15 protein-coding genes and 1 pseudogene are annotated in these 22021 nt (G+C 70.9%); 4 read left to right on the top strand and 12 right to left on the bottom strand.

Features of this window, described 5'->3' with window-relative positions:
• Positions 1 to 59: 59 nt before the first annotated feature.
• The 8 genes from HS99_RS13850 to HS99_RS13820 all read right to left on the bottom strand — a co-directional run bounded on the left by HS99_RS13850 (position 60) and on the right by HS99_RS13820 (position 10451).
• Complete coding sequence (locus HS99_RS13850; protein WP_046386666.1) at positions 60 to 989, bottom strand: acetoacetate decarboxylase family protein; 930 nt, start codon at positions 987 to 989, stop codon at positions 60 to 62.
• Entirely contained in the window at positions 986 to 2056 is a 1071-nt protein-coding gene (locus HS99_RS13845) for an alpha/beta fold hydrolase (RefSeq protein WP_030555672.1), read from the bottom strand. Before HS99_RS13845 ends, HS99_RS13850 begins: the two co-directional genes overlap by 4 nt.
• The gene (locus tag HS99_RS13840; RefSeq protein ID WP_030555674.1) at positions 2053 to 3894 is read right to left on the bottom strand and encodes a hypothetical protein; all 1842 of its coding nucleotides are present in this window, start codon (positions 3892 to 3894) and stop codon (positions 2053 to 2055) included. Before HS99_RS13840 ends, HS99_RS13845 begins: the two co-directional genes overlap by 4 nt.
• A 13-nt stretch (positions 3895 to 3907) precedes the next feature.
• The gene (locus HS99_RS13835) at positions 3908 to 6340 is read right to left on the bottom strand and encodes a GMC oxidoreductase (protein ID WP_046386665.1); all 2433 of its coding nucleotides are present in this window, start codon (positions 6338 to 6340) and stop codon (positions 3908 to 3910) included.
• Positions 6341 to 7512: 1172 nt separating this feature from the next.
• Positions 7513 to 8064, bottom strand: coding sequence for a hypothetical protein (locus tag HS99_RS13830; RefSeq protein WP_046386664.1), 552 nt, complete (start codon positions 8062 to 8064; stop codon positions 7513 to 7515).
• A gap of 515 nt (positions 8065 to 8579) precedes the next feature.
• Positions 8580 to 8858 carry a hypothetical protein gene (locus HS99_RS13825; RefSeq protein WP_030555681.1) on the bottom strand — a complete coding sequence of 93 codons (279 nt, stop codon included), beginning with the start codon at positions 8856 to 8858 and terminating at the stop codon, positions 8580 to 8582.
• A gap of 95 nt (positions 8859 to 8953) precedes the next feature.
• A complete protein-coding gene (locus HS99_RS47760; protein WP_267885572.1) occupies positions 8954 to 9085 on the bottom strand; it encodes a hypothetical protein in 132 nt (43 codons plus the stop codon).
• A gap of 190 nt (positions 9086 to 9275) precedes the next feature.
• The gene (locus HS99_RS13820; RefSeq protein WP_030555682.1) at positions 9276 to 10451 is read right to left on the bottom strand and encodes a glutathione-independent formaldehyde dehydrogenase; all 1176 of its coding nucleotides are present in this window, start codon (positions 10449 to 10451) and stop codon (positions 9276 to 9278) included.
• Between the two features lie 1209 nt (positions 10452 to 11660).
• Between HS99_RS13820 and HS99_RS48125 the strand changes: the two genes are divergently transcribed.
• Both HS99_RS48125 and HS99_RS13805 read left to right on the top strand, forming a co-directional pair.
• Positions 11661 to 14540: a DNRLRE domain-containing protein gene (locus tag HS99_RS48125; RefSeq protein WP_030555685.1), complete on the top strand. Its 2880-nt coding sequence runs from the start codon at positions 11661 to 11663 to the stop codon at positions 14538 to 14540.
• Entirely contained in the window at positions 14540 to 14992 is a 453-nt protein-coding gene (locus HS99_RS13805) for a hypothetical protein (RefSeq protein WP_030555687.1), read from the top strand. Before HS99_RS48125 ends, HS99_RS13805 begins: the two co-directional genes overlap by 1 nt.
• Positions 14993 to 15197: 205 nt before the next feature.
• On the opposite strand, the gene HS99_RS13800 is transcribed toward HS99_RS13805, so the two are convergent.
• From HS99_RS13800 to HS99_RS13785, 4 genes are all read right to left on the bottom strand, one after another.
• Positions 15198 to 16010 (bottom strand): C1 family peptidase, encoded by an 813-nt coding sequence (locus HS99_RS13800; RefSeq protein ID WP_030555689.1) that lies wholly within the window; start codon positions 16008 to 16010, stop codon positions 15198 to 15200.
• Between the two features lie 196 nt (positions 16011 to 16206).
• Positions 16207 to 18864, bottom strand: a complete 2658-nt coding sequence (locus tag HS99_RS13795; protein WP_141763720.1) for a DUF6185 family protein — start codon at positions 18862 to 18864, stop codon at positions 16207 to 16209.
• Positions 18834 to 19220, bottom strand: coding sequence for a hypothetical protein (locus HS99_RS13790; protein ID WP_030555694.1), 387 nt, complete (start codon positions 19218 to 19220; stop codon positions 18834 to 18836). Before HS99_RS13790 ends, HS99_RS13795 begins: the two co-directional genes overlap by 31 nt.
• Positions 19221 to 19472: 252 nt before the next feature.
• Positions 19473 to 20054 (bottom strand): PASTA domain-containing protein, encoded by a 582-nt coding sequence (locus tag HS99_RS13785; protein ID WP_072653396.1) that lies wholly within the window; start codon positions 20052 to 20054, stop codon positions 19473 to 19475.
• 867 nt (positions 20055 to 20921) lie between these two features.
• Here HS99_RS13785 and HS99_RS13780 point away from each other — a divergent pair.
• Both HS99_RS13780 and HS99_RS13775 read left to right on the top strand, forming a co-directional pair.
• A pseudogene (locus tag HS99_RS13780) lies at positions 20922 to 21257 on the top strand (protease pro-enzyme activation domain-containing protein); the annotation flags it as partial.
• A 97-nt stretch (positions 21258 to 21354) separates the two neighbouring features.
• Complete coding sequence (locus HS99_RS13775; protein WP_030555701.1) at positions 21355 to 22020, top strand: phytanoyl-CoA dioxygenase family protein; 666 nt, start codon at positions 21355 to 21357, stop codon at positions 22018 to 22020.
• Position 22021: the final 1 nt, after the last annotated feature.

The raw sequence follows: 22021 nt of genomic DNA, 5'->3' as shown, positions 1-22021 counted from the left end.
CCCTGGCTGCCCTTCTTTCACACGGGCCGTCGTCCCAGGACCGTCGTCCCAGGACTCCTTCACGGCCGGGCGCCGACGTCGATGCGCGGCGGGTCCAGCCACTGCTGCGACAGGCCGAGGTCGACGACGCTCTTCATCGGCTCGCCGTAGCTCTGGCCGGGCGCCTCGCTGGTGAGGAACCAGCACTCGAAGTGGTCGTCGAGCACGCCCCGGGTCGACGGCAGGTAGATCGTGAACAGCGGGTTCGAGGTGATCCCGAGGTCGTGAAGGGCCACGACCTGCGGGGCGTCGCCGAGGAGCAGCCGGGCCCGGGCGCGCTTGCCGAACGCGATGTCGGCCTCCCCCTCGAAGTAGATGGACGACTTCATCAGCATGCCGCGGAACGCACAGTAGTTCGCCGCCTTGACGCGCAGCGGCAGCGCCGTCGCGGGCGGGCGGTCGATCGAGATGAACGTCCCCAGCTGGCCGTCGACCTGGTACTCGCTGGACACCGTGGCGTCGGTGACCCGGAAGTCGAGGTTGGCCTGGTGCTTGGGCATCCCCCAGATGCCCTTCCCGCCCTTGACCGAGATCTCGCTGCTCACCGGAAGGTCCAGGACGTACTGCCCGGTGCCGAAGACGCCCCGCAGGAGCCCCGGGAGCAGCGGCGGCGCGGGCCGGTTGCCGTGGGTGCAGGCGAGCGCGATGGAGTACTCGATGTAGCGGCCGATGTCGGTGCGCACGTAGTTGACGACCGTGATCATGAGCAGCCCGCGGCCGCCCGGGAGGGTCACCGGGTGGAGTTCGCCGCCGGGCAGCAGCCGGGCGGCCGCCGCTCGGTCGACGGTGAACGCGGCCATCAGACAGGGGGTGTCCGCCGAGTTGACCGGCATCTCGAACGGGATGCCGTCGACCAGCGCGTTGCGTCCGGCGAGCCGCCGCTGCCGCCTCGGGTACGGCGACGGCACGAGCGACAACCCCAGCCGGGCGAGGGACAGGATCGGCTTCATCGCCCGAGCTCCTTCAGGATCAGCGGGTAGGTGTCGGCCGCCGCGCGGCGGCCGAGGAAGACGTCGAGGTGGCCGTAGCCGGGCAGCAGGTGGAGGCTGTCGCGGCCGGGGCGGTGCCGTTGCAGGAAGTCGAAGGTGCGCTGCTGGCTCTCCGCCAGGAAGCACTGGTTCTGCTCGCCGGCGAGCAGGACGATCCGCGCGTCGGTGCTGGGCGCCCGGTCGACGACGGACCGCGGCAGGGTGGCGACGGGCTCCGTCCGCACCAGGTGGCCGGCCCGGATGCACCGGTTCATCTGCGCGAAGAACGTCATCGGGACGTCGGCGAACTCCCCGCGGATCCAGTCGTGCGTCCGCTCGTCGAGGTTCTCGTGGGACCACAGGGCCGGCCAGCCGGTGCCGTAGGTGAAACTGACCATCCGGCAGACCCTGTTCCCGCACTCCGGGTGGGTCGCGCGGACGAAGCCGACGATCAGCCGGGAGAGCGGGCCCTCCGGTTTGTCGCCCCAGCCGGGCGAGATGGCCGGCAGGGCACGGGCGATGAGCGGGGCCAGACGGCCGATCTTGAACCTGGACCAGCCGGGGACGACCGGGTGCAGCGACACCGCGTTGCTGACCACGGTGTCCACCTCGGGCAGGAGCCCGGCCGCCAGCGCCATCATGAACGAGGTCGAGCCCTGGCAGTGCACGACCGCCTTGAGCCGGTCCGCGCCGGTGGCCGCCAGCACGTGGGCCACCGCGGCGGGGTGGTCGTACGCGGCCGCCTGGTCGAGCGTCCAGGGCACCGGGTCGAGGTCGATCGAGGCGCGCCAGTTGAACAGCCAGACGTCCCAGCCGTCGTCGATCAGGGCGTCGACGAAGGTGCGCGGCAGCGGCGGGCGGAAGAGTTCGGCCCGGACCCCGGCGCCGTGCGCGACCAGCACCGGGCCCCGGGTGGGAGGGTGGCGGCCCTGGACGTGCACCAGGGTCAGCGGCCGGCCGTCGAGGGCGGTCAGCGGGCGGACCTCGGTGACGTGGTCGCGGCGCGTGGTCCGCCCGGCCGCCGTGGTGGGTGGTGGAACGGTGGTCATGGCGTCCTCGCGTTCCGCGCGATCACGACGGGGTCCTCGATCAGCCGTACGGTCGGCGGCGCGGCGGGCACCGGCCGCTTGCCGAGGGCCGGGTCGTCCTGCAGGTCCCATTCCCGGCAGATGCCGTCGAGCGCCAGGGGGTAGATCGTGATGTCGCCGTCCGGCGCGAGGTGCAGTCGCAGGAAGCCCTTGTGCTCCTCGATCGACTGGCCCGACATCTGCCAGTCGGTGGCCGCGCCGCTGCGCGCCGACAGGATCCAGAGCGCGAACGCCTCGGAGCCCAGCACCGCGCCCACCAGCGCGGCCAGCACCAGGCAGGCCATCAGCACCGCCCACCCGGACCAGGAGTCCGGGAACGGCACGCCCACGGCGACGGCGAGGACCGCCAGCGCCACCGCGACCTGCATCAGCAACGCGACCAGCGTCGTGGACGGCTTCGCCCGCACATGGGGGCGCAGCAGCCGGTAGAGCAGACGAAGCAGGAACAAGACCGCCACCGCACCGCAGAAACCGCCGACGAAACTGCCGAGGGCCCCACCGTCGGCGTGGCGCACGGCGTCGACGGGCTTGAGCACGCCCTGCGACAGGGCGAACAGGAAGCCCAGGAGCAGGAACAGCACGGCGTGCACGCCCGCTGTCAGCTCGGCGAAACCGGGGTTGCGGCGCGGCAGCCAGTACGGGGACCAGGGCCGTGCGAGGCGGCGCGCCATCCGGCGGGAGTCCGCGGCGTCGGGGTCGGTCGCCCGTGCGCGGTCGAACACCACCGGCGGGTCGTCCCTCTCCCGCAGCCGCGACCCGCTGGGCGGCAGCGGCAGCGCGGCGGGCAGCCGGTGCGTCGCCGAGAGGTACGCGCCGCCCAGGCCGCAGGTCACCATCTGGCGCCGCCGCGGGTCGGGCGGCAGGTGGCCGGTGGGCGCCGTGTCCTCGGGCAGCCGTTCGGCGTACCGGGCGTAGTGGTGCCGGTCGCCGGTCAGCCAGAGTCGGATCGACGCGCCGGTCGGGCGCTGCTCGCCGGTCTGCGGATCGGTCCTGGTCCGGACGTAGTTGCGGTCGAACCAGTGCAGCGCGTCGAAGGCGTCGGCCGACCTGTCGGCGCTCTTCACCCAGGTGGGCTCCGCGGAGCAGACGATCACGCCGTCCCCGGGTTCGAGGTTGGCCGACAGGTGTTTCTGGAAGTAGCGCAGCTGGGGGTCGTCGAAGTACTCCCCGAGCTGGCTGTCCAGGCCGATCAGCCACCACCGTTGCGGCAGCTGCACGACGAAGTAGCTGCGGCTCTGTGCGGTCTGCCAGCCGCCGATGGGCCGTTGCTGGGCGAAGATCCGCAGGAAGGCGGTGAGGCCGTCGTACCAGTCGTGGTTGCCCGGCAGCGCGACCAGCAGCGGATGGTCGTCGGCGGTCGGCAGGGCGGCGCGGTACGGGCCCTTCATCTTGTCCTCGTAGCCGCGCGCGGATGCCACCGGGTACACCTCGTCACCGCCGAGCACCAGCAGCGCGCCCCGGCTCGTCAGGCCGGGCGGCGCCGGACCGGGTGCGTCGACGGTGAGCTTCTCCGCCGCCAGCGTCCAGGCCACCGAGCTCGTCGCGTCGAAGCCGTCGCCGAGGTCGGCGACGAAGTCGATCCACAGCTCCTGCGCCCCGGGCTCGCACAGCGGGGCGTGCAGTGGACGCTCGGAGAGCGCGCCCTGGATCTCCCTCTTGTCCGCGTAGCCGGCGAAGACCGTGGCCAGGACAACCTTCACGGCCGTGCGGGCCAGCTGTCCCGGGGCCAGCCACCGGGTCTGCTCCTGCGGGGTGAAGCCGATCTCCTCGGCGTGCTTGCGGAGCTCGTGCGCCTTCATGTCGGCTCCTCGGTCAGACCGGCTGCCGGGCCCGGGCGAGCTGCGGGCCGTAGACGGCCCACAGCTCGCCGAGGAACAGCCGGCCGAAACGCTCCAGCGCCCGCGCGGGGTGCGGGCCCGCGGTGCGGAAGGTGGTCAGCTGGCGGACGAAGTCCCTGACCAGGATGTTGACGACCCCCGCGCCGAGCACCGGCGCGGCGGCGTCGCCGTCCGGGAGGACGTGCCCGGAGAGCAACCGGTAGTAGAGCGTCGAGGTGTCGCGCCACAGGTCGAAGCCGGGGTCGTCGTGCACGTCCTTGTGCCCGACCAGGGTCAGCGGGTTTCCGCCCGGATCGCGCAGGTGCAGCCGGTACGGCATCAGCCGCCGGCTCGGGTCGTCGCCGCGGGTGAACAGGTTGAACCATCCGCGCTCGACGGGCAGTCGGCCACCGAGCAGGTCGCAGTCGACGTAGCCGGCGGCGGTGGCCGGGTGATCCGGATCGACGACGAAGCGGTCCACGTCGGAGGCGGTGATGGTGAGCCGGAACATCAGCCGCTGGTGCCGGGAGCGGCCGAGCGCCCGCCCCTGCTCGGGGTCCTCGGTGTCGAGGGCGACGTAGCCCTTCATCTCCTCGGTGAAGGACAGGCTGGTCGCCCGCGGCCCGTCGGCCTGCGGCTGCGGGTCGGAGGCCGACGCCACGGCACCGGCCGGCAGCGGCGCGGCGGCCGCGGTCGCGGGCACGGAGGACTCGTCGAGGATGTGCTCGCAGGCCCGGTCGGCGAAGGCGGCGATCGTCAGCGACGGGTTCGCTCCCACCGGCCCGGGCAGCGCCGAGCCGTCCAACACGTACAGCCCGGGAAAGCCGAACACCTCGCCGTAGGAGTCGCAGACGCCCTCGGCGGGGTGGCGGCCCATCGGAGCGCCGCCCAGCGGGTGCACGGTGATCACCCGGTACGTCCACCACAGCGGGTTGTCGGCGAACTCGCCGCCGAGTGCCTCGGCCACCTCGCGCATGGTCGACCGGACGCGCTCGAAGTATCGCAGCGAGGTCTCCGCCGTCCAGTCGACCTCGAGGTAGTCCCCGGACAGGCTCAGCCGGCCGTCCGGCACGTCCCGGCCCATGCCGAGCAGCGGCAGCGCCGAGGCCGAGAACACGCCCGGGCCGAGCAGCAGGGCGAGTTGGCGGCTGACGTGGCTGTGCCGGGTACCGCCGAACCGGGACAGCAGCCGGTGCAGGCCGAACTCCACCGTCCGGCGGACCTCGCCCGGGACCTGCACCCCCTCGGCCAGCCAGTCCACGAAGCCCGGGTACCCCGCGTCCTCGACGTAGAAGCCGCGCCCCGAGGAGCCGTCCCCGTCAAGCTCGTCACCGACCCGGATGGCGCTGGTGATGACCGGGCCGGTGCTGCTGTCCAACCGGCGCGGACCGCGCCCGGCCGCGCCGTCGGTCGCGTTGAGCACCAGTCCCAGCAGGTCGCCGTTGCCGCTGAACCGGTTGCCCAGGGCCGGGCTGATGCCGCGCAGCCCGGCCCGGTTGCGCAGCAGCAGGTAGGTCGTTCCGAACGTGCCGGCCGCCAGCACCAGGCGCCTGCACCCGATCCGTTGCAGTGGGAGGCGGTCGATCGCTGTGGGATGGCCCTCGCGGGCGGGGTCGTGGACCACGTAGCGGACCTCCCAGCCGCCTCCGGGCCGGGGCGCGAAGCCGCGCACCTCGCAGCGGGTGCGCAGGTCGGCGCCGTGGTGCCGGGCGGCCGAGAGGTAGGTGTGGTCCAGGGTGTTCTTGGCGCCGAAGTTGCAGCCGACGTCGCACTCGCCGCACAGCCGGCAGGTGCTCCGGGGCAGGCCGTGGAGGTTGCCGTACTCGGGTTCGGGGATGGGGGCACCCGGGACGGGAGTGCCGGCCGGCCGGGGCGCGAAGGTGACGGCGAGCGGCGGCCGTTCGATCGGGACACCGAGCCGGTCGGCGGCCTCGTGCATCGCGAGGGTCTTCGGCGTGTCGTCGTACGGGTAGGGCGTTGCGCCGAGCATTTCCTCGACCGCGGTGTAGTGCGGATCGAGGTCGGCACGGCTGACCGGCCAGTTCTCGTAGCCGCCGCCGGGCAGCGGAGACTCCTTCACGAACCACTTCTCGTCCTTGCGCAGCAGCACGTTGGCGTAGATCAGCGAGCCGCCGCCCAGGCCGCTGGAGACCACCCCCTCCAGACCGCGGAAGGACCAGACGTCGAACAGGCCGTACAGACCCCGGCCCGGATCCCAGAAGTTGCGGGCCATCGCGGCCGGCGAGCGGGCGAAGCCGTTGGGCGGGTACGGCTTGCCGCGTTCCAGCACGACCACGGACCGGCCGCGCTCGGCGAAGCGGTAGGCGGCGACGGAGCCGCCGAAGCCCGAGCCGACCACGACGACGTCGACGTCATCCCCGGCACGGTCCCGGTCCGAGGAGCGGGTGGGCAGTCGTTCGTTCGACATCGGTGTTCCCCTTGTCGGGTCCTCAGGGGCATCGGCGCCACCGGGTGGCCCCGTTCCGACAGTCCATCCGTATGCGAATTGTCGAGGTCCGGCGCGGGACCGGACATCGGAACCGACGCCCCCTCCCCCGCGCCGCCCCTTACTTCCACCATGCGCCGGGCCGGGCGCGATGTCACCCGGGGCTCGCCCCGCCTCATAACGGTGCGGCGGTTCCGTAGCGGCCTCGGCGCCGGAGGCCTCGCCTGACGGCCCGGCCGTCCCGTCCTCGCGGGCGTTCGCGCGGGCGGAACCGGCATGTCCGCTGCCGCGACTCCAGTGGTCGGGCAGAACGTCGTGGGTGTGGCGCGCGTCCTTCGGAAGCCGGCCCTCGAGTCGCCGGGTCGAAGACGAACGGCCCGTCGGCAACCGGACTTCCGTCGTAGCCCACGCAGGCGGGCGTGAACTCCTGGACGGTGGCGCGTGAGCCGAGGCCGCCGCCCCCGTCCGGTCCCCGCACGGCAGGCGAAGTCCGGCTTCATTACGGCTTCTCGGGTGCGGGCGAACCGTCCCGGTCGATCTCCGCGAGGGGACGAGACCCTTCGAGTGAAGAACCGGGACAAGGCCGCCTGATTGGCGGTTCGCTGGCTGCCGGGGAGTTTTCCAGACCATACGTTCAACTCCGGCGCTCACGGCGGCGGCACTCGTGCGCAGAGTTCGTCCGCACCTGCCACAGACCACGAAGCCAGGAGGAACAGTCATGCGCCTGACCCGCTGCGCTCTCGCTGCCGCATCGGTGGCGGCTTCCGTCTCGGCCTTCGGCCTGCCCCTCTTCCTCATGGACCGGACATCCCACGGTTCCGATGCCACGCGGGTCCGCATGGTCGGAGCCTCCGGCACGTCGCTGGGCAAGGCCGAATCGTCCTGGCCACTCTCCACGAATCCGGGCCCGCAGGAATCAGTGCGCCCCTGTCACTCTTACGGCGGCCCGTACTGCGATCGGGTCGCAGCATACTGGGGCGGCTGTGACAGGGAGTGGGGCCTGAGCTTCGGAATCAAGAACCCCAACTGGATCTGCCCCCACGACCCCCGCCCGACCTCCTCGGCCACGCCGACCTCCTCGGCCACGCCGACGTCCTCCGGAAGCGGCAGTTCCTCCTGACCGGTTCCGCCGGGACGCCGGCCGTTCCCCCTCGCTACGGCTGGGCCGGCGGCACCTCGGGCTCCTGATCCGATGCACCGTCAGGGGTCGGAGGTGCGGCCGGTCCCTGTTCCGGCCGAGTGGCACGCTTCCGACGGCGTCGGCGAAGCCAGGCCGCAGCCAGCGCTCCCAGAACCATCAGCAGGCCGCCGGACGCGATCCCGATGCGCTTCGCGCCCAGGCGCCCAATGCTTTCACCGAAGGTCTCGCCACCGGGCGGAGGAGAGAGGCTGGTGCCGCCGGAGGTGGAGGTCTCCGGTGCGGGCTGGCCGTTGTGCCCCTGGTCCCCTCCCTCGGGTGACGGGGCGCCGGACGGGCCACCTCCGTCGGCAGCCACACCGTCGTGCGGACGCGCGTGGTCATCGCGGTCACCGTCCTCGTGGTGGCGGTGGTCGTCGTCGTAGAAGTCGTCGACGCAGCGGGCGGCTGCGAAGGGGAAGGCTCGCTCGTGGCGGTCGAAGGCCTTGACCACGAAGACCGGGTGTTCCCTGAAGAAGCCACGGATCTGGAACTCGTACTGGTTGCTGGTCTGGGTGGGATAGTTCACGTCCAAATACGTTGAAACGGAGAAGTTGTCCCATGGCGCCTCCGGCGACGAGGACGAGGACGGCGGACTCCCCTGGAGAACGAGAGCCTCCGGCCCACGCCGGCTGTTGGTCAGAATCGCCCTGAGGGTTCTGTCGATGAGCACGACGCGGCGGGCGCTGAAGCAGTGGCGCCAGGGACTGTAGTGACGGCGGTGCCCCTCCCCGTGCCCCTCCCCGTACCCCTCCCCCTCCCCATACCCTTCTCCCGCCCCTTCCCCGTCCTCTTGCCGGGGCCACGGGGAACCGGGCGCGTGCAGTGTGGACGCCTGCGCGGCGACGCCTGCAGGCGCAGGAGCAAGAGCGATGGCCACACCGGCCAGGGACGCTGCGGCCCAGGGTCGAAGATTCACGAGGATGACCTCCAGGGGTGGCGGACGCGGGCAACCGCCTTCCGGGCGACACAGTCGAGTGTCAGAAGAAGTTAAGAGGGCCCGACTCGTCACATCGTGAACATTTCCGGGGAGCCGCCCCCTTGTCACTCAGCCGCAGCAGCTTCGTGCCCGCCGGCCGGGACTCCGAGGCCCTGGCCCCGGGCCTGGCCGGTGACGTGTGGGCCGCGGTCGACGTCCAGGCACATGCGCTCTGTCCGCCGGTCCAGCCCACGGGCGGCCTCGATCCGCTCTGCGGCGATCCCGTGGGCCTCGTCGTGCGTCCCCAGCTGCACCGGAGCGGTGCCCACGGCGGTCCACAGCCGCAGGCGGACAGCGGATCGAGGGTTCGCCAACCCCATCGCCCGCGCCGTCGGCAAGGACATCGAACTTCCCGAGTGGATCCGTCCGCGCCTGAAGAGCCGCTGGCCGGACACACCCGGCATACGCTGCGGCCTGGCTGCCGGTCCTCTAGTCCTGGTCAGTACGGATGGCGGTCGGGCTTGTCCGTCCACGCCTGGTAGGCGGGTTCGCCGAGTGCGGGGTGGATCTGCTCGATGTGGATCCGGCGCTGGTCGTACGGCCGTTGGAAGTCCTCGTACTGGAGACCCACCCACCTCCTCAGGGGCGCCATGCCCCGGGCTCGGCGAGCGCCCTGTGGTACGAGTGCGCGCACGTCGAGCTGCTGGACCGCAGGTGGCGACGGCCCGTCCAGCCCCCGGCCGAAGCCCGGGGCTGGACGCACTTGTCGGCCGGCAGGTCCTGGAGACCAGGCGGCGAGGCGGCCGGCGGCCCTGGATCCATCACCGCTTGTGGCCGTTGCCGTGTCCGTTGGGGTGCAGGACCACCTTGGTCCAGCCCTCGTCACGGGCATCGAAGTGCTCGTAGGCGGTGGGGGCCTCGTCCAGGCTGAGCTCGTGGGAGACCACGAAGCTCGGCTTCGCCTTCCCGCCGACGATCAGGTCCCGCAGCGCCCGGTTGTACCTCTTCACCGGAGCCTGCCCGGTCCCCATGTGCTGGCCCTTGAACCACATCATCCCGAAGTCGATCGGAACCTTGCCCTGGGCCTCCAGCTCACCCTGGGCCTCCGTGCCGCCGGGATCATGGGGCAGGAAGACGCCCACCACGCCGATGTGGCCGGTGAACCTGACCGAGTCGATCAGTCCGTTGAGCGTGAGGCTGGCGTCCTCGTGTCCCTGAGGGTCGTGGGCCTGGTAGCCGACGCATTCGCAGCCGTTGTCGGCGCCAAGGCCGAGGGTGGCCTCCTTGACGACCTCCGCCGGATTCTGCTCGGCGGTGTTGATCGGGATGGCCCCGATCTCCTCCGCCTTGCGCAGCCGGTCGGGCTGGTGGTCCGCCGTCCAGACGCGGCCGGCGCCCCTGAGGAGGGCGGAGTAGGTCGCCATCAGCCCGACGGGACCGGCCCCGAAGACGATGGTCTGGTCGCCCGGTTTGACGTGGGCCATCTCGGTGGCGTGGTAGCCGGTCGGGAAGATGTCGGCGAGCATCACGTAGTCGGTCTGCCGCTCGGCGGCGTCCTCGCCCAGGCGCAGCGCGTTGAAGTCGCCGTAGGGCACACGCAGCAGCTCCGCCTGGCCGCCCTGGTAGGGGCCCATCTCGGCGAATCCGTAGGCGGCTCCCGCGAGGGCCGGTTCCGGCTGCATGGTCAGGCAGTAGTTGGTCAGACCCTGCTCGCACTGCTTGCAGAAGCCGCAGGCGATGTTGAAGGGCAGGACCACGTACTCGCCGACCTGCACCTTGCGGACGGCCGGGCCGACCTCCACCACCTGCCCCATGTTCTCGTGCCCCAGAGTGCGGCCGGACTCGAACGAGGTGCGGCCCTCGTACATGTGCAGGTCCGAACCGCAGATGTTGGTGGTGGTGATCTTGACGATGATGTCGCAGGGGTGTTCGATCTTCGCGTCCGGCACGTCCTTCACTGTGACCGTTCGCGGTCCTTCATATACCGCTGCTTTCATGATGACTTCCCTTGCTGCCACGGCATGACCGCGGCACGGCGATGACGAGTCGACGCGAAGAGCCCGACTCTCGGAAGGTGCTGCGCGGTCCCGGAAGTTGATGCGCGGGTCCGTGGCCGCCGGCCCTCCGGGCGGAGCTTCGGCCGACCCGGCCGCACACCTGCGGGTCCCCGTCGGCCTCCGACGCGAAACAACCCTTCACCGGTCGATCAGCCGATTTTTTTGCCCCCGAGCCACGGCACGGGCGGCCAGGCAGTGTACGGGCCCAGCCGCCCGGGGGGCTTCACCGTGCGGGGGTGCGGGGGCCGTCGCGGACGTTGGTCCGCACACGCCGTCAGCGGTGACGGCCGCCCACCCGATCGCGTAGACCCGGATTCGGCTCGCAATCCGTAAGAGGACAGCGCCGGGCCCATTCGAATTCGCGCGTACAAGATGCGTCACGATCTCATCAACTTCTTAAGGAAAGATTCAGAATCTCGACTACTTTGCCCCGAATTGGTGCGATGCCACCCCTGGACGGCCTTGCCTATGCTCCGGATCTCTTCAACCAAGAGCGAGTCAAGGAACCCTCATGCATATTCCAAGGCGGACCTTCGCCGGTCCGCTGTCCCTCGCGGTGGCACTGTCACTGGCGCTGGCCGGAGGAGCGCCGGTCGCGTTCGCCGCCAAGCCGCAGCCCAAGCCCTCCCCCGGCACGCCGCCGACGGCGGCCGCCGTCGACCCGACCGGCAGCATCGCCGCCGCCCGGGTCGCCGCGCGCTCCACCGGCCGGCGCGTCGAGGCGGTGTCCGAGCGCAGCGAGGTGTCCACCACCTGGGTCAACCCGGACGGCACGCTCACCACCGAGCTCGCCGCCGGACCGGTGCGCTTCCTGCGCGACGGCACATGGACCGACGTCGATCTGACCCTCAAGCGGGCGCCCGACGGCTCGGTGGCCCCCGCCGCACACCCGCACGCGATGAAGCTGGCCGGCCCCGGCGGCAAGCGGCCCCGCACCCTCGCGGAGTCACAGGCCGTCACGGCGCCCGCTGCCGCGGAGCCCTCCCGCACCCTGGTGTCGCTCGGCTCCGGCGACGACGAGCTGGCGCTGGAGTGGAAGGGCGGCCTGCCCGCGCCCGAGCTGGACGGCCCGCGCGCCGTGTACCGGGACGCCATCGGCGACGGCGACGGGGACCTGGTCGTCGAGGCCAACCGGAACGGCTTCGAGCAGTGTCGCTGTACAACATCCACTCCGGCAACAGCGACTGCCTGCCCTACACCTGGGAGGTGTGGGACACCGGGCTCGCCTCCACCGCCTCGCGCTGGACCAACCAGCCCTCCTGGAACGCCAGGAGGGCCACGTCCACCGAGACCAAGGGCCGCGACGCCTGCGGCGGTGACGGCTGGATCACCGCCAACGTCACGGACCTCGTCCAGGCCTGGGCCTCGGCGAAGAACCAGGTCTCCGGGATGGGCCTGCGGGCGCCCGACGAGGTCAGCACCAAGTACTGGAAGGAGGTGAACTCCGCCAACGCCGCCACCAACGTCCCCAAGCTGACGGTCAACTACAACTACCGCCCGCGCACGGGGACCAAGCAGGAGGCCGGTCCGCCGTTCCGCCAGGACGGCACCGGCACCTGGCGGGTCGACACCACCACCCCGGTGCTCCGGGACACCTTCATCGACCCCGACGGTGACAAGGTGACCGGCACCTTCCAGCTGGTCGACGCCATCTCCGGCGCCCAGGTCGGCAACGTCAACGTCTCCGGCTACGTGCCCAGCGGCACCCCCGCCGAGGTCACCGTGCCGGCGGGCCTGCTCCAGTACGGCCACACCTACCGGTTCCGCACCTCGCCCTACGACGGCCTGCACTACAACCTGGGCTGGTCCGCCTGGGCCACCTTCAGTGTCAGCCCACTGCCGGACGTGCCGAGCCAACTGCGGACCGGTGCCCAGCAGACCCTCACGCCGGTGCTCTCCGCCCTGGTCACCAACCCCAACCAGGGCCGGCTCCGGACCGAGTTCGTGCTCAAGGGCAGCAACGGCCAGCCGCTGCCGACCTCGATCGCCCCGGCCTGGGCGGAGAGCGGCACCCGCGCCTCCGTCCAGGTGCCGGACGGCGCGGTGACCGACGGCGGCGACTACACCTGGGCCGCGCGCGCCTGCGCCGCGGTCGGCTGCTCAGCGTGGACCGCCGACCAGCCGCTGGCCGTCCGCGTCCAGGCCCCGCCGACGCCGCCCGCGCCGACCACCGTGGTCCTCACCGGTCCCACCCTCGCCGACGCCTCGGCGGCCACCGGAGGCGGCTGCGACACCGGCGCGTGCCCGGCCGCCGACCCGGCCGAACTGCGGATCGGCACCATGCCCGACGGCAGCAGCTGGACCAGCTGGCTCAAGCCCGACCTGTCGGCCGTCCCGGCCGGCTCCCGGGTGATCGGTGGCAAGCTCGCACTGACCCGCTCGGACTGCGCGACCGGTACGGCCGGCTGCGACGAGGCCGCCGTGGACGTCTTCCAGCTCGGCGGCGCCTGGGCTCCGGGCCAGGGCGGCACGGCGCTGACCGCGTCCGCCGGGGCCGAGAGCTACGCCTCCGCAGCCAAGCTGTCGGAGACCGACCTGTCCGCGCTGGTCGGCTCGTGGATCGAGAAGGGCGAGGCCTACGGCCTGGCCCTGCGCCCGCCGGCCGGCTGGACCGGCGCGGCCCGCTACTCCTCGGCCACCGCCGCCGACCCCACGAAACGGCCCGAGCTGAGCCTCGACTACCTGGCGCCGACCGCGCCGGGTGCGGCCGAACAGGTCACCACCGTCAGCGGCGACGGCGCTCTGGTCGTCTCCTGGAACGCCCCGGCCGACCGCGGTTCGGTCGGCGAGGTCGGCTACACCGTCCGGGTCGAGACCTCGGCCGGCGTCCCGGTCCAGGAGGTGACCACCGGCGATCTGCGGGCCACGTTCACCGGCCTGGACAACGCCCGCTCGTACCGCGTGGTGGTCACCGCCAGGAACAGCTACGGCGCCGCCGCCCCGGTCGCCTCGGCGGTGTCCCAGGGCACGCCGACGGCCGGCGGCCCGGACCAGTACCGCGGCTACGTCCAGGAGTACCTGGACGCCCGCAACAAGATCAAGGTGAAGGCCGGCTTCACCGCGCCGGACGCCGCCGCCGAGGCCGCGCACGGCACCGTCTTCGTCGACCTGCTGGCCACTCAGGAGGCCTCGCTGGTCGCCAACCGCGAGGCGCTGGCGACCCAGAACCAGGTGTACACCGCCGCGGCGGTCTCCCTGACCGACGTGGTGGTCGACCAGCAGACGGCCGGCAAGGTCGTCGTACGGGCCACCGTCAAGGACTCCGTGATGGTCCGGTCGGGCGGCGCGGACTCGCCGAGCGAGAGCGTGGGCGCGAAGCGGTTCGAGTTCACCGTCGGCACCGCCGCGGTCCTCGTCTCCGAGGCCGACGACCTCGCGGCCCAGCAGCGGCTGTCCTCCTCCGCGGCCGCGCAGGCCCAGGTGGAGGTGGCCGACGGCACGCAGCCGGACCCGGCGGACGCCCAGAAGGCCGTGCCGCTGGACGCCAACGGCTTCCCGGTCCAGCCGGCCCCGCCGGCCGCCGGCGCCGTCCAGGCCGGGTACAACTACAACGGCACCGCCGACTGGGCCCGCCGCAACGTCAACATCGGCTGGGACTTCCCCCAGGACTGCACCAACTTCGTCTCCAAGGCGCTGTACTACGGTGGCGGCATGCGCCCCCGATACGGTTTCAAGACCTGGGACGGCGCCTGGTGGACCAACGACTACTGGCTGTTCGGCTGGCACAAGAACCGCAGCTACACGTGGGCCGGCGCGGCCAACCTGCACCGGCAGCTGCTGAACTACCGGTACTCGACCTGGTTGCGCTGGACCTCCGAGGCCCGACCTGGTGACGTGGTGTTCTTCAAGTGGCGCGACGAGCCGCGGATCAACCACGCCGCGGTCGTGGTCAGCTGGGGTGCCCAGATGGAACTGCGCCAGCACGGCCGCAAGGGTGTCACCACCCTGAACGAGGTGTTGTCCTACTATCGGCAGAAGGGCGAGCCGATCGAATGGTTCGTTGTGGTGCGTCCGCTCGGGACCAACTGATGGCGGGGGGACGGCCGGTGGCGGCCGTACTGGCGGCCGTGCTCTCGGCCGGCCTCCTGGCCGGCTGTTCGAGCGGCGCCGAGGAGGCCCGGCTGGAGCACTCGGCCGACTATTCCGCCCATCTGCATCTGAAGGTCACCGGATACCCGGTGCCGGAGACGCTGGGCCTGGTACAGCAGGTGGTGTGGCGCCTGGCCGACGGCTCGGCGGACCGGCTGGTGAAGCTGGCCGCTGCGGAGGGCACGGCCGACGCGCGCCGGGCGGCGGCCGAGGTGTGGATCCGCGACTACGGCCCGGCAGCCGCCGGGGAGGTCACCGCCGACTTCGGTGACGACCCGGCGAACCGGCAGACCGTACGGATCACCTTCCACGCGACCGGCCGGGTCAAGGAGCTGACCCTCCGCCTGGACGGCCGGGACGGCTCGGGCGGCTGGCGGGTCATGCTGACCTGATCCCACCCCCACGGCGGCCGGTCGTGGCCCGGACGCGAAAGCGAGTGGTCGTGCACTCCTTCAGGAGTGCCCGACCACTCGCGGTTCCCGGCCCGGACGAACCCGGCCAGGAGGTCCGGGCAGGGTTCGGAGCATTTGCCCGATCAGCCGTACACGTTGCCGTTGACCAGTGGAAATGGAGAACTCCTGGTCGAACGAGGCGGATTCAGGTGACGATGCGGATCGTCCAGAAGTCCGATGCGAGTCCCTGCTCGGTGAGGTAGGCATACGGCATGGTGAAGTAGCCGTCCATGCCCCAGCCGGGCCCCCAGGAGTTCCGGACGATGAAGCGTTCGGTCTGGTCGTCGTAACCCACGGCCATCACGGCGTGTCCGCCGATCACCTCCTCGTCCGTCGTCGGCAGCTGTGCGACGCCGGTCTTCTTGACCTCAGCGCTCTCGAAGTCGGCGTAGACGGTGAATCCGAAGACGAACGGGAAGCCTGACGCGAGACAGGCCTTGAACTGGTTGATGTCCCGGGTAACGCGTTGGTAGCCGGTCACCGTGGACTTGAGGGCCTCCGTGTAGCAGTTCGCCGGAGGCTTCTGGCCGGCCCGTGCGGTCGGCGGGAAGGGGCCTCCGTCGGAGAGTGCGGGTGTGCCGTCGTAAGGCCACTCGTCCTCCGGGCACACACCCAGGTTTGCCACGGACTTGATCCCGTCACGCAGCTGTGCGCCCGAGTCGGTACTGGTATGACCCTCGATCACCCGCTCGTTGTAGTAGATGAACAGCCGCGACGGAACGAAGGCCTGCAGGTTCTGCCGCATGAGCTCGAACTCGAACGCCGCGGCGATGGCGTTCGCGGTACAGCTGCCGATCTCGCCCTGGTCGTAGACCGGCGGGCACTGGCCGCGCAGATCCGCCGCGGGCGGCAGGCTGATGAGCGAGAGACGCGGTGCGGAGTAAAGGAAGTCGCGGGCGTCGGGCAGATCCGGTGCCCAGCCGTAGCGGGCCGTGCGACGCGTGGTCGGATGTGGCATGGCACTCCTGTCAGATCGGTCTGTCGGCGCGCGATCGGTGACCGGGCGCGGGTGTACCGTCTGTATCCAGACCATGCCGAGATCAACCGCTCTCCAACGCACGTCCCTCGGGCAGGTCAGTACCGTGTTCGCCTGCGGGCCGTGCATCGCCGAACTCCGAGAGCGGGTCCGGAAGTAGCAGGAGCGGCGCCTGAATTCAGAACTTCATGGTCCGGATATCAGGGCCGATGAAGAACTTCGCGATCGCGATCAGCACGGCCAACTGGGCCAGTACGTAGGCGATCTGTGCGGAGAAGCCGCGGAGCTGGTAGATCGAGAGCAGCAGTCCGAAGCGGCTGGGCCACAGACGCCGCTCGGCGCGGAAGGTGTCCGCGTCCATGGCGAGGCTGGTGAGGGTCAGCACCAGGAGCATTTGGCAGATGGCGATGGCCCAGTTGCCGAGTGGCTGGTCGGTGAGGAGGTTGCCCAGGATCCCCAGGATGATCAGCAGGGTGTAGACGGCGGTCAGGCTCAGGGCGCGTGTCGGACCGCGGCGGCCGGGCAGCAGGCGCCAGAGCGCTCCCAGCACCAGGCCCGCGCCCGCCGCGGTGAGCTCCCAGAGCAGGAACTGCCGGATCATCTCGGGTGCCCCGAAGGAGTCCTGCGCGGTGTGCATCCACTCGGTCTGCTCCCCCTGGTAGAGGAACCAGAGGATGAGGAGAGTGCCGGGAAGGCCGAAGGCGGCCGCCAGCAGGGCGGCCCTGCGGGCGTTCTCCCACCACCTGGCATGCGGGCCCCAGCTCAGGGCGATGTCCATGACCGTGAACTGGACGGGCAGCCAGGGCCGTGCCGTGTTGGCGGTTCCGGTCGGCGACCGCCAGCGGTGCAGCCCGCTCAGCTCCCGTTCGACCGCGTGCCGTTCCTTCTCTGCCGCATGTCTGCTCGCGGCTCCCTCGCTCTTCCCCGGCTCCATGTCACGGAGCTCGTCGGTCAGCTCCCGGTAGCGGCGGGCACGCGCGATGAGGTCGGAGTGGCCCGCCTCGGTGATCGCTTCGCTCAGCCTCGGAGTGTCCCCGCTTCCCTCGAGGTGCTGGGCCAGGACCGCCCACCGCTTGCCGACCGCCAACAGGGCGTAGAACCCGGCGATGTCCAGGACGAGCCAGAGGACAGCCCCGGCCTGGCTTCCTGCGTACGAGCCCTGGCGGTAGGCGACCACGACGGCGAAGAACACGGCGAGCAGGAGGCAGTCCAACCTGGTGGGATCCGCGCACGGCACGGGGAACGCCAAGTCCCTGGCCCGTAGCAGGGCCATGATGGCGATGCCGGTCAGCACCCAGGTCCCGGCGACGCACCATGCGGGAAGCTGGATGGTGTAGGACACCAGATGCTCGCTCAGGAAGGAGCGGTGCAGCCAACCGTACTCCTGCACGGAGCGGTCGCTCAGCCAGCTGGCCCGCTCCCACCCGCGGTCCTGGGTCCACCACTCCCACCCCAGCAGGAGGATGGTGATCACGGCCAGGACCGGCCCGAGGCGGCGCAGCCGCCAGGGTGACGCCGGTGTCCGGATCAGTCCGCCCTCACACGCGAGCCGCCAGGTCCACAGCGCCAGGCCGGCCAGCCACAGCCACAGGAGCGCCGCGGTCATGGCCACCAGCGGGGCGAAGCTGTGGACGGACCCGGTACCGGGGGGGAACAGCTTCTGGGGAAGGCCGAACAGGGACGGCCAGCCCGCTACCAGACCGCCGACCGCCGCCACCAGCGAGGCGGCCAGCAGCACCGACCTCTTCGGACGGGCGGTGGCCGTCAACGCCCAGCCGACCAGAATCCCGATCAGGATCTTCCAACGGTCCTGACCGAGGAGTGTGTACTGCGGTGGCAGGAACGTCAGGCTGACGACAGCGCTGACCAGGCCCCACTGCAGCAGGACCGTGCTGCTGCGGATTTCGAGCCCGGTGGCCTCGATGTGGGCCGGCCGGCGACGGGCGCGTAGAGCGGCCAACGCGACGATGGCGGACATGGCCACCCACCAGGCGGCCATCCCGATCTTGTTGCTGACGAGAAACGCGCTCTTCCCGCTCACCGCCGCCCATGCGCGCTGCCACGGGGGAGCCACCCGAACCGTCAGCAAGGAGCTCGACTCCTGAGGCCGGTCAGGGTCGCCCCACCGCATGGTCCCGTTGCCGGCGGCCGAGGGTTCGGGTGCCACGCTGGATGCCTCCAGGCCGCCCAGATCGACCGCGACCGAGTCCCAACGGGCCCCTGCCAGAGCCGTCGGCGGAACGAGGGACAGCTTCCACTGGCCCGGCTGCACATCGACTTCCCACGGCCCGACGCGGAACATACCGGGTTGGTCGAACCAGAAGATCGTCGGGTACTCGACCTCGACCCAGTCAGGCTCGACGCTCACCGCCGGATTGGACGAACGCCACTCGCGTCCGCGCAGGTACTGTTGCGGAGGCCGCCCCGACTCCTGCTCGTCGCGCAGGAGACAGCGCATCGCATTGCGGTAGGAAACAGAACTCTTCTCCAGCAGCAGGCCTTCGGCGTACTCCCAGGACCTGGGTACGCGGACGGTCGTGACTCCCCGGCCCTCGACCGTGGTGTGGGCGTGGTTGGCGAGTCTGAGTTCGACGTTCACATGGGCGGCGGTCAACTGCTCCGCATGACAGCTGCTCGCGGACGGGGCATCCGCTCGGGCGGGCCGTCCGCCCCAGAGCGCCAGTAGAACCAACAACGGCACGGCGCACAGTCCCCACCGGTACAGCGCGGCGCTGCGGACCCCTGTGTTGCGACCGTGCGACGGCGGCGAGGTGTTCGTGTTCACCTCGCCGCCGTCCTCGTACTTCAACGCGCCGTGCCCCTGCTTCCCGGGCACCCGCTGATCGGACTGCACTGCAGGATCACCTGGTAGGCGTGGCTCTCGACCTCACCGCTGTCGTGTCCGGTCTTCACGAACCGCCACTGCGAGGGCTTGGTGTGACCGGTCGCGCCCGCCTTCTCGACCCGGATCTGGAGCGTGCGTGCCGCGAGGTCATGGGTCTCGACCAGGACCTCGTCGCCCGCGACCGGAAAGTGCTCGTGCAGCAGGCACAGGCCGAAACGGTCGAGGTTACCGTGCTTTTCCAGTACTTCCACGAGATCGCGAACGAACTGGCTGTCCTGCGGACCCAGTCCCTTCGCTTCCTCGAATGTCGGAAGCGTCTGCTCGGGAGCGGCCTCCTGATTTCCCATGAATTGCTCCTCGATGTCATCTGAGCGGCTTTCGGAAGCCTAGGTTCGGTGGCGAACGGCTTCAAGCCGACACCCCGCAGGGACGGCCGGCAACACCGGCGGCCCCTACTCCGGTCGGCCGAATGCGGGTGCCGTCCGGTTGGCATTCGACGAGCCGCATGCCCGCACAGGGGTGGAGGGCGTGAGCACCAGGCCAGCGGCAGCGAGCGCCCCGATCCCCTTCCCGCCGACTTCCCACGCAACCGGGCCGTGTCAGCCGTAGGTCACCAGGACTGTGGTTCCCTTGGGTGCCACCGCGCCGGCGAGGGGTTGTTGCTTCACGACGTTCTTGCCGGCGGCCGGAGCGGGTGAGGTCGGGTCGACCATCAGTCTCAGCGTGGTCGTGCTCAGCACCCGCATGGCGTCGTCCGCGGTGCGTCCGGTCAGGTCGGGTACGGTTTCGGTTCCCACGGACGTGGTGAGCAGGTCATGGGCCTGGTCGGTCGACTTTGAGGAGAAGTAGAACGCGGTGGCCGCGCCGACGGCTGCGCCGAGGGCACCGATGAGGGTGCTGCGGGTGGTGGAGTCGTTGACCGCGAACGCGAGTACGCCGACGGCCAGGAGTCCGGCGGTCAGGGCGAGCGCGATCCAGCTGCGTGCGACGCTGCCCGTCACGCCCTTCGCGGCGGAGGCTCCCCAGAGGATCAAGCCGATCACGGTGATCATCCCGGCGATGATCAGCAGTGCGGCGAGGGTCTGGCCCCAGGTGAGTACGGTCGAGCCGCCTGGCGCGGGACTGGGGGAAGGCGTGGGCGTCTCGGCTGGAAATGCGGCCGGGAGCGGAAGTCGGAGCATGGCTACCCCTGGCGTCTTTCGGCGTCGTCATCGCTCCCCCGCTCCGATGCGGGGGCGACGGCATCACTCCATGCGGACAGGGCGTGGGTCTGTCGGCAATTGCCCTGCCCTTACTCCTCTTTACTCCATTTGATCACCGTCGAAGGGTGTGAGCCACCGGAGAGCCACATCGGTGAGAACGAAGCACCCGGGGGGACAGCTGGCGCGCCTACGTCGAGCAGGAGATCCACCGCCGCGGGACCGCCGCCTGCGGCCGCCCCTTTCGGGGGTCTGTGCCCGGCCCCGGTCACCGCTCGGCAGCGACGGACATAACTTCCAACAAAAGGATCGATTACGATCAGTTAAAAACTCTCCGAATTCCTTTCCCCTGTGTCGCGTCGATCGGCTTCGACACCCCGGGCGCGCCGTCCCTTCCCGCCGGCGGGACGGTGGGCGGCCGGCTTCACCGCCTGAAGTATCAGAACTACCCGAACTGCCTTGATTGCCTCATGACGTCCACGCTGCCGGCTGCCGGTCACAGCCGACGTTCCCTCCAGTGCCGGGCCGGGCGACGGCCGCCAGGACGGACCGCGGTCGCCGGTGCGAAGCCTGGAGCCGGTGGGGATCAACGACGCGCTGGACATCATCGAGTGGTCAACGCCTGGCCGTACATGGCGCTGCCAGGGGGCTGTTGAGCGCGAGTCGGTTCAAGGAGACGACGATGACTGAGCAACATGTGGTGCTGGAAGGAAGCGAACGGCCCTCCATGGCCGATGCGACTCGAGTGGCGGACGCGGACGCCCGGGCTCCGGTGAGCGTGACCGTCACGCTGCGCGGGAAGGTGGTCACCGACGGCCGGATCCCCCCGAGCGGTGCGAGGACGCCGAGAAGACCAAGGCCGTCCTGGAACGCTACGGACTCACGGTCGACGAAGTCCGGCTCCAGCCGGGCAGTGTCGTGGCCAGCGGTCCGGCGAGCGCCATGAACGCCGCTTTCCAGACGGACCTCGGCATCTACCGCAGCGCCGAACAAGGAGAACTCCGCGGCCGTGAGGGCGAGTTGCAGATTCCGTCCGAGCTGGCAGGGGTCGTGACCGGGGTCTTCGGCCTGGACGAGCGGCGGGTGGCACGGCGGGCCACCGCACAGGACACGAGCACGGGCGTCCAAGGACCGTTCACGCCGGCAGACCTCGAACGCCACTACGACTTCCCCGACGGCCTCTGAGCCAGCCGTCCCAGGTCCTACCGCCATCACTCGACTGGTCCATGTAGACGGACCAGGACTGCCCGTTGGTGGAGGAGCCCCTCGCCATGGCCCACTCGTGGTGGTCGATGAGGTCCGTCGCCAGCTGGACCAAAAGCTCCTGTCCGCAGTGGGCGCGGTCCTCCGCACCCCGGACGTGCGGATCTACCAGGCGTGCCTGTGGGCCAAGTACGGCGGCCCGCACACCTACGACCAGCGCCTGCACCTGGACTCCCGCAACCAGAGCCTGCTGGTGCCGTCCGAGGACCCGGCCTTCCACCAGGTCAACGCCTTCGTCTGCCTCAACGACGTGGACGACGACAGTGCCACCCGGGTGGTGAGCCGTCAGCACACCAGCGGGCTCGCCTACGACGAGGCCGACCTCGACCGCGCCCGGCGCCCGAAGCTGTACGCGCTGGAGCAGAGCACGGTCGGGCCGGCCGGCTCGCTGCTCCTCTTCGAGGCCCGCACCTACCACCGGGCCGTCGACATCTCCCGCCCGGGCGCGGCCCGCTTCGTGCTCAACACAGCCTTCCGCACGGCACAGGCGGAGTGGGTCGGCTACCACGCCTGGCCGTTCCGGGGGAAGCGGCCCGAGTGGGTCGCATGGTTGGCACGGTCCTCCCCCGCCCAGCTGCAGGCACTCGGCTTCCCACCGCCGCACCGCCCGTACTGGACGCCCGGCACCCTGCGCGCCGTCGGCCTGCGCTACCCGGGCATCGACCTGAGTGCCTGGGAAGCCTGAC

Origin of the sequence: Kitasatospora aureofaciens (assembly GCF_001188955.3) — a bacterium.
Classification (GTDB): Bacteria; Actinomycetota; Actinomycetes; order Streptomycetales; family Streptomycetaceae; genus Kitasatospora; species Kitasatospora aureofaciens.
Note: the sequence above shows the minus strand (reverse complement) of the source record. Positions and strands in the feature narration are given on the sequence as shown.

What these genes read in the sequence shown, in the direction of transcription:
- HS99_RS13835 (WP_046386665.1), bottom strand. Translation starts at nt 6,340, where the DNA reads ATGTCGAACGAACGACTGCCCACCCGCTCCTCGGACCGGGACCGTGCC.
- HS99_RS13825 (WP_030555681.1), bottom strand. Translation starts at nt 8,858, where the DNA reads ATGTCCTTGCCGACGGCGCGGGCGATGGGGTTGGCGAACCCTCGATCC.
- HS99_RS13805 (WP_030555687.1), top strand. Translation starts at nt 14,540, where the DNA reads ATGGCGGGGGGACGGCCGGTGGCGGCCGTACTGGCGGCCGTGCTCTCG.
- HS99_RS13845 (WP_030555672.1), bottom strand. Translation starts at nt 2,056, where the DNA reads ATGACCACCGTTCCACCACCCACCACGGCGGCCGGGCGGACCACGCGC.
- HS99_RS13840 (WP_030555674.1), bottom strand. Translation starts at nt 3,894, where the DNA reads ATGAAGGCGCACGAGCTCCGCAAGCACGCCGAGGAGATCGGCTTCACC.
- HS99_RS13785 (WP_072653396.1), bottom strand. Translation starts at nt 20,054, where the DNA reads ATGCTCCGACTTCCGCTCCCGGCCGCATTTCCAGCCGAGACGCCCACG.
- HS99_RS13820 (WP_030555682.1), bottom strand. Translation starts at nt 10,451, where the DNA reads ATGAAAGCAGCGGTATATGAAGGACCGCGAACGGTCACAGTGAAGGAC.
- HS99_RS13790 (WP_030555694.1), bottom strand. Translation starts at nt 19,220, where the DNA reads ATGGGAAATCAGGAGGCCGCTCCCGAGCAGACGCTTCCGACATTCGAG.
- HS99_RS13850 (WP_046386666.1), bottom strand. Translation starts at nt 989, where the DNA reads ATGAAGCCGATCCTGTCCCTCGCCCGGCTGGGGTTGTCGCTCGTGCCG.
- HS99_RS13800 (WP_030555689.1), bottom strand. Translation starts at nt 16,010, where the DNA reads ATGCCACATCCGACCACGCGTCGCACGGCCCGCTACGGCTGGGCACCG.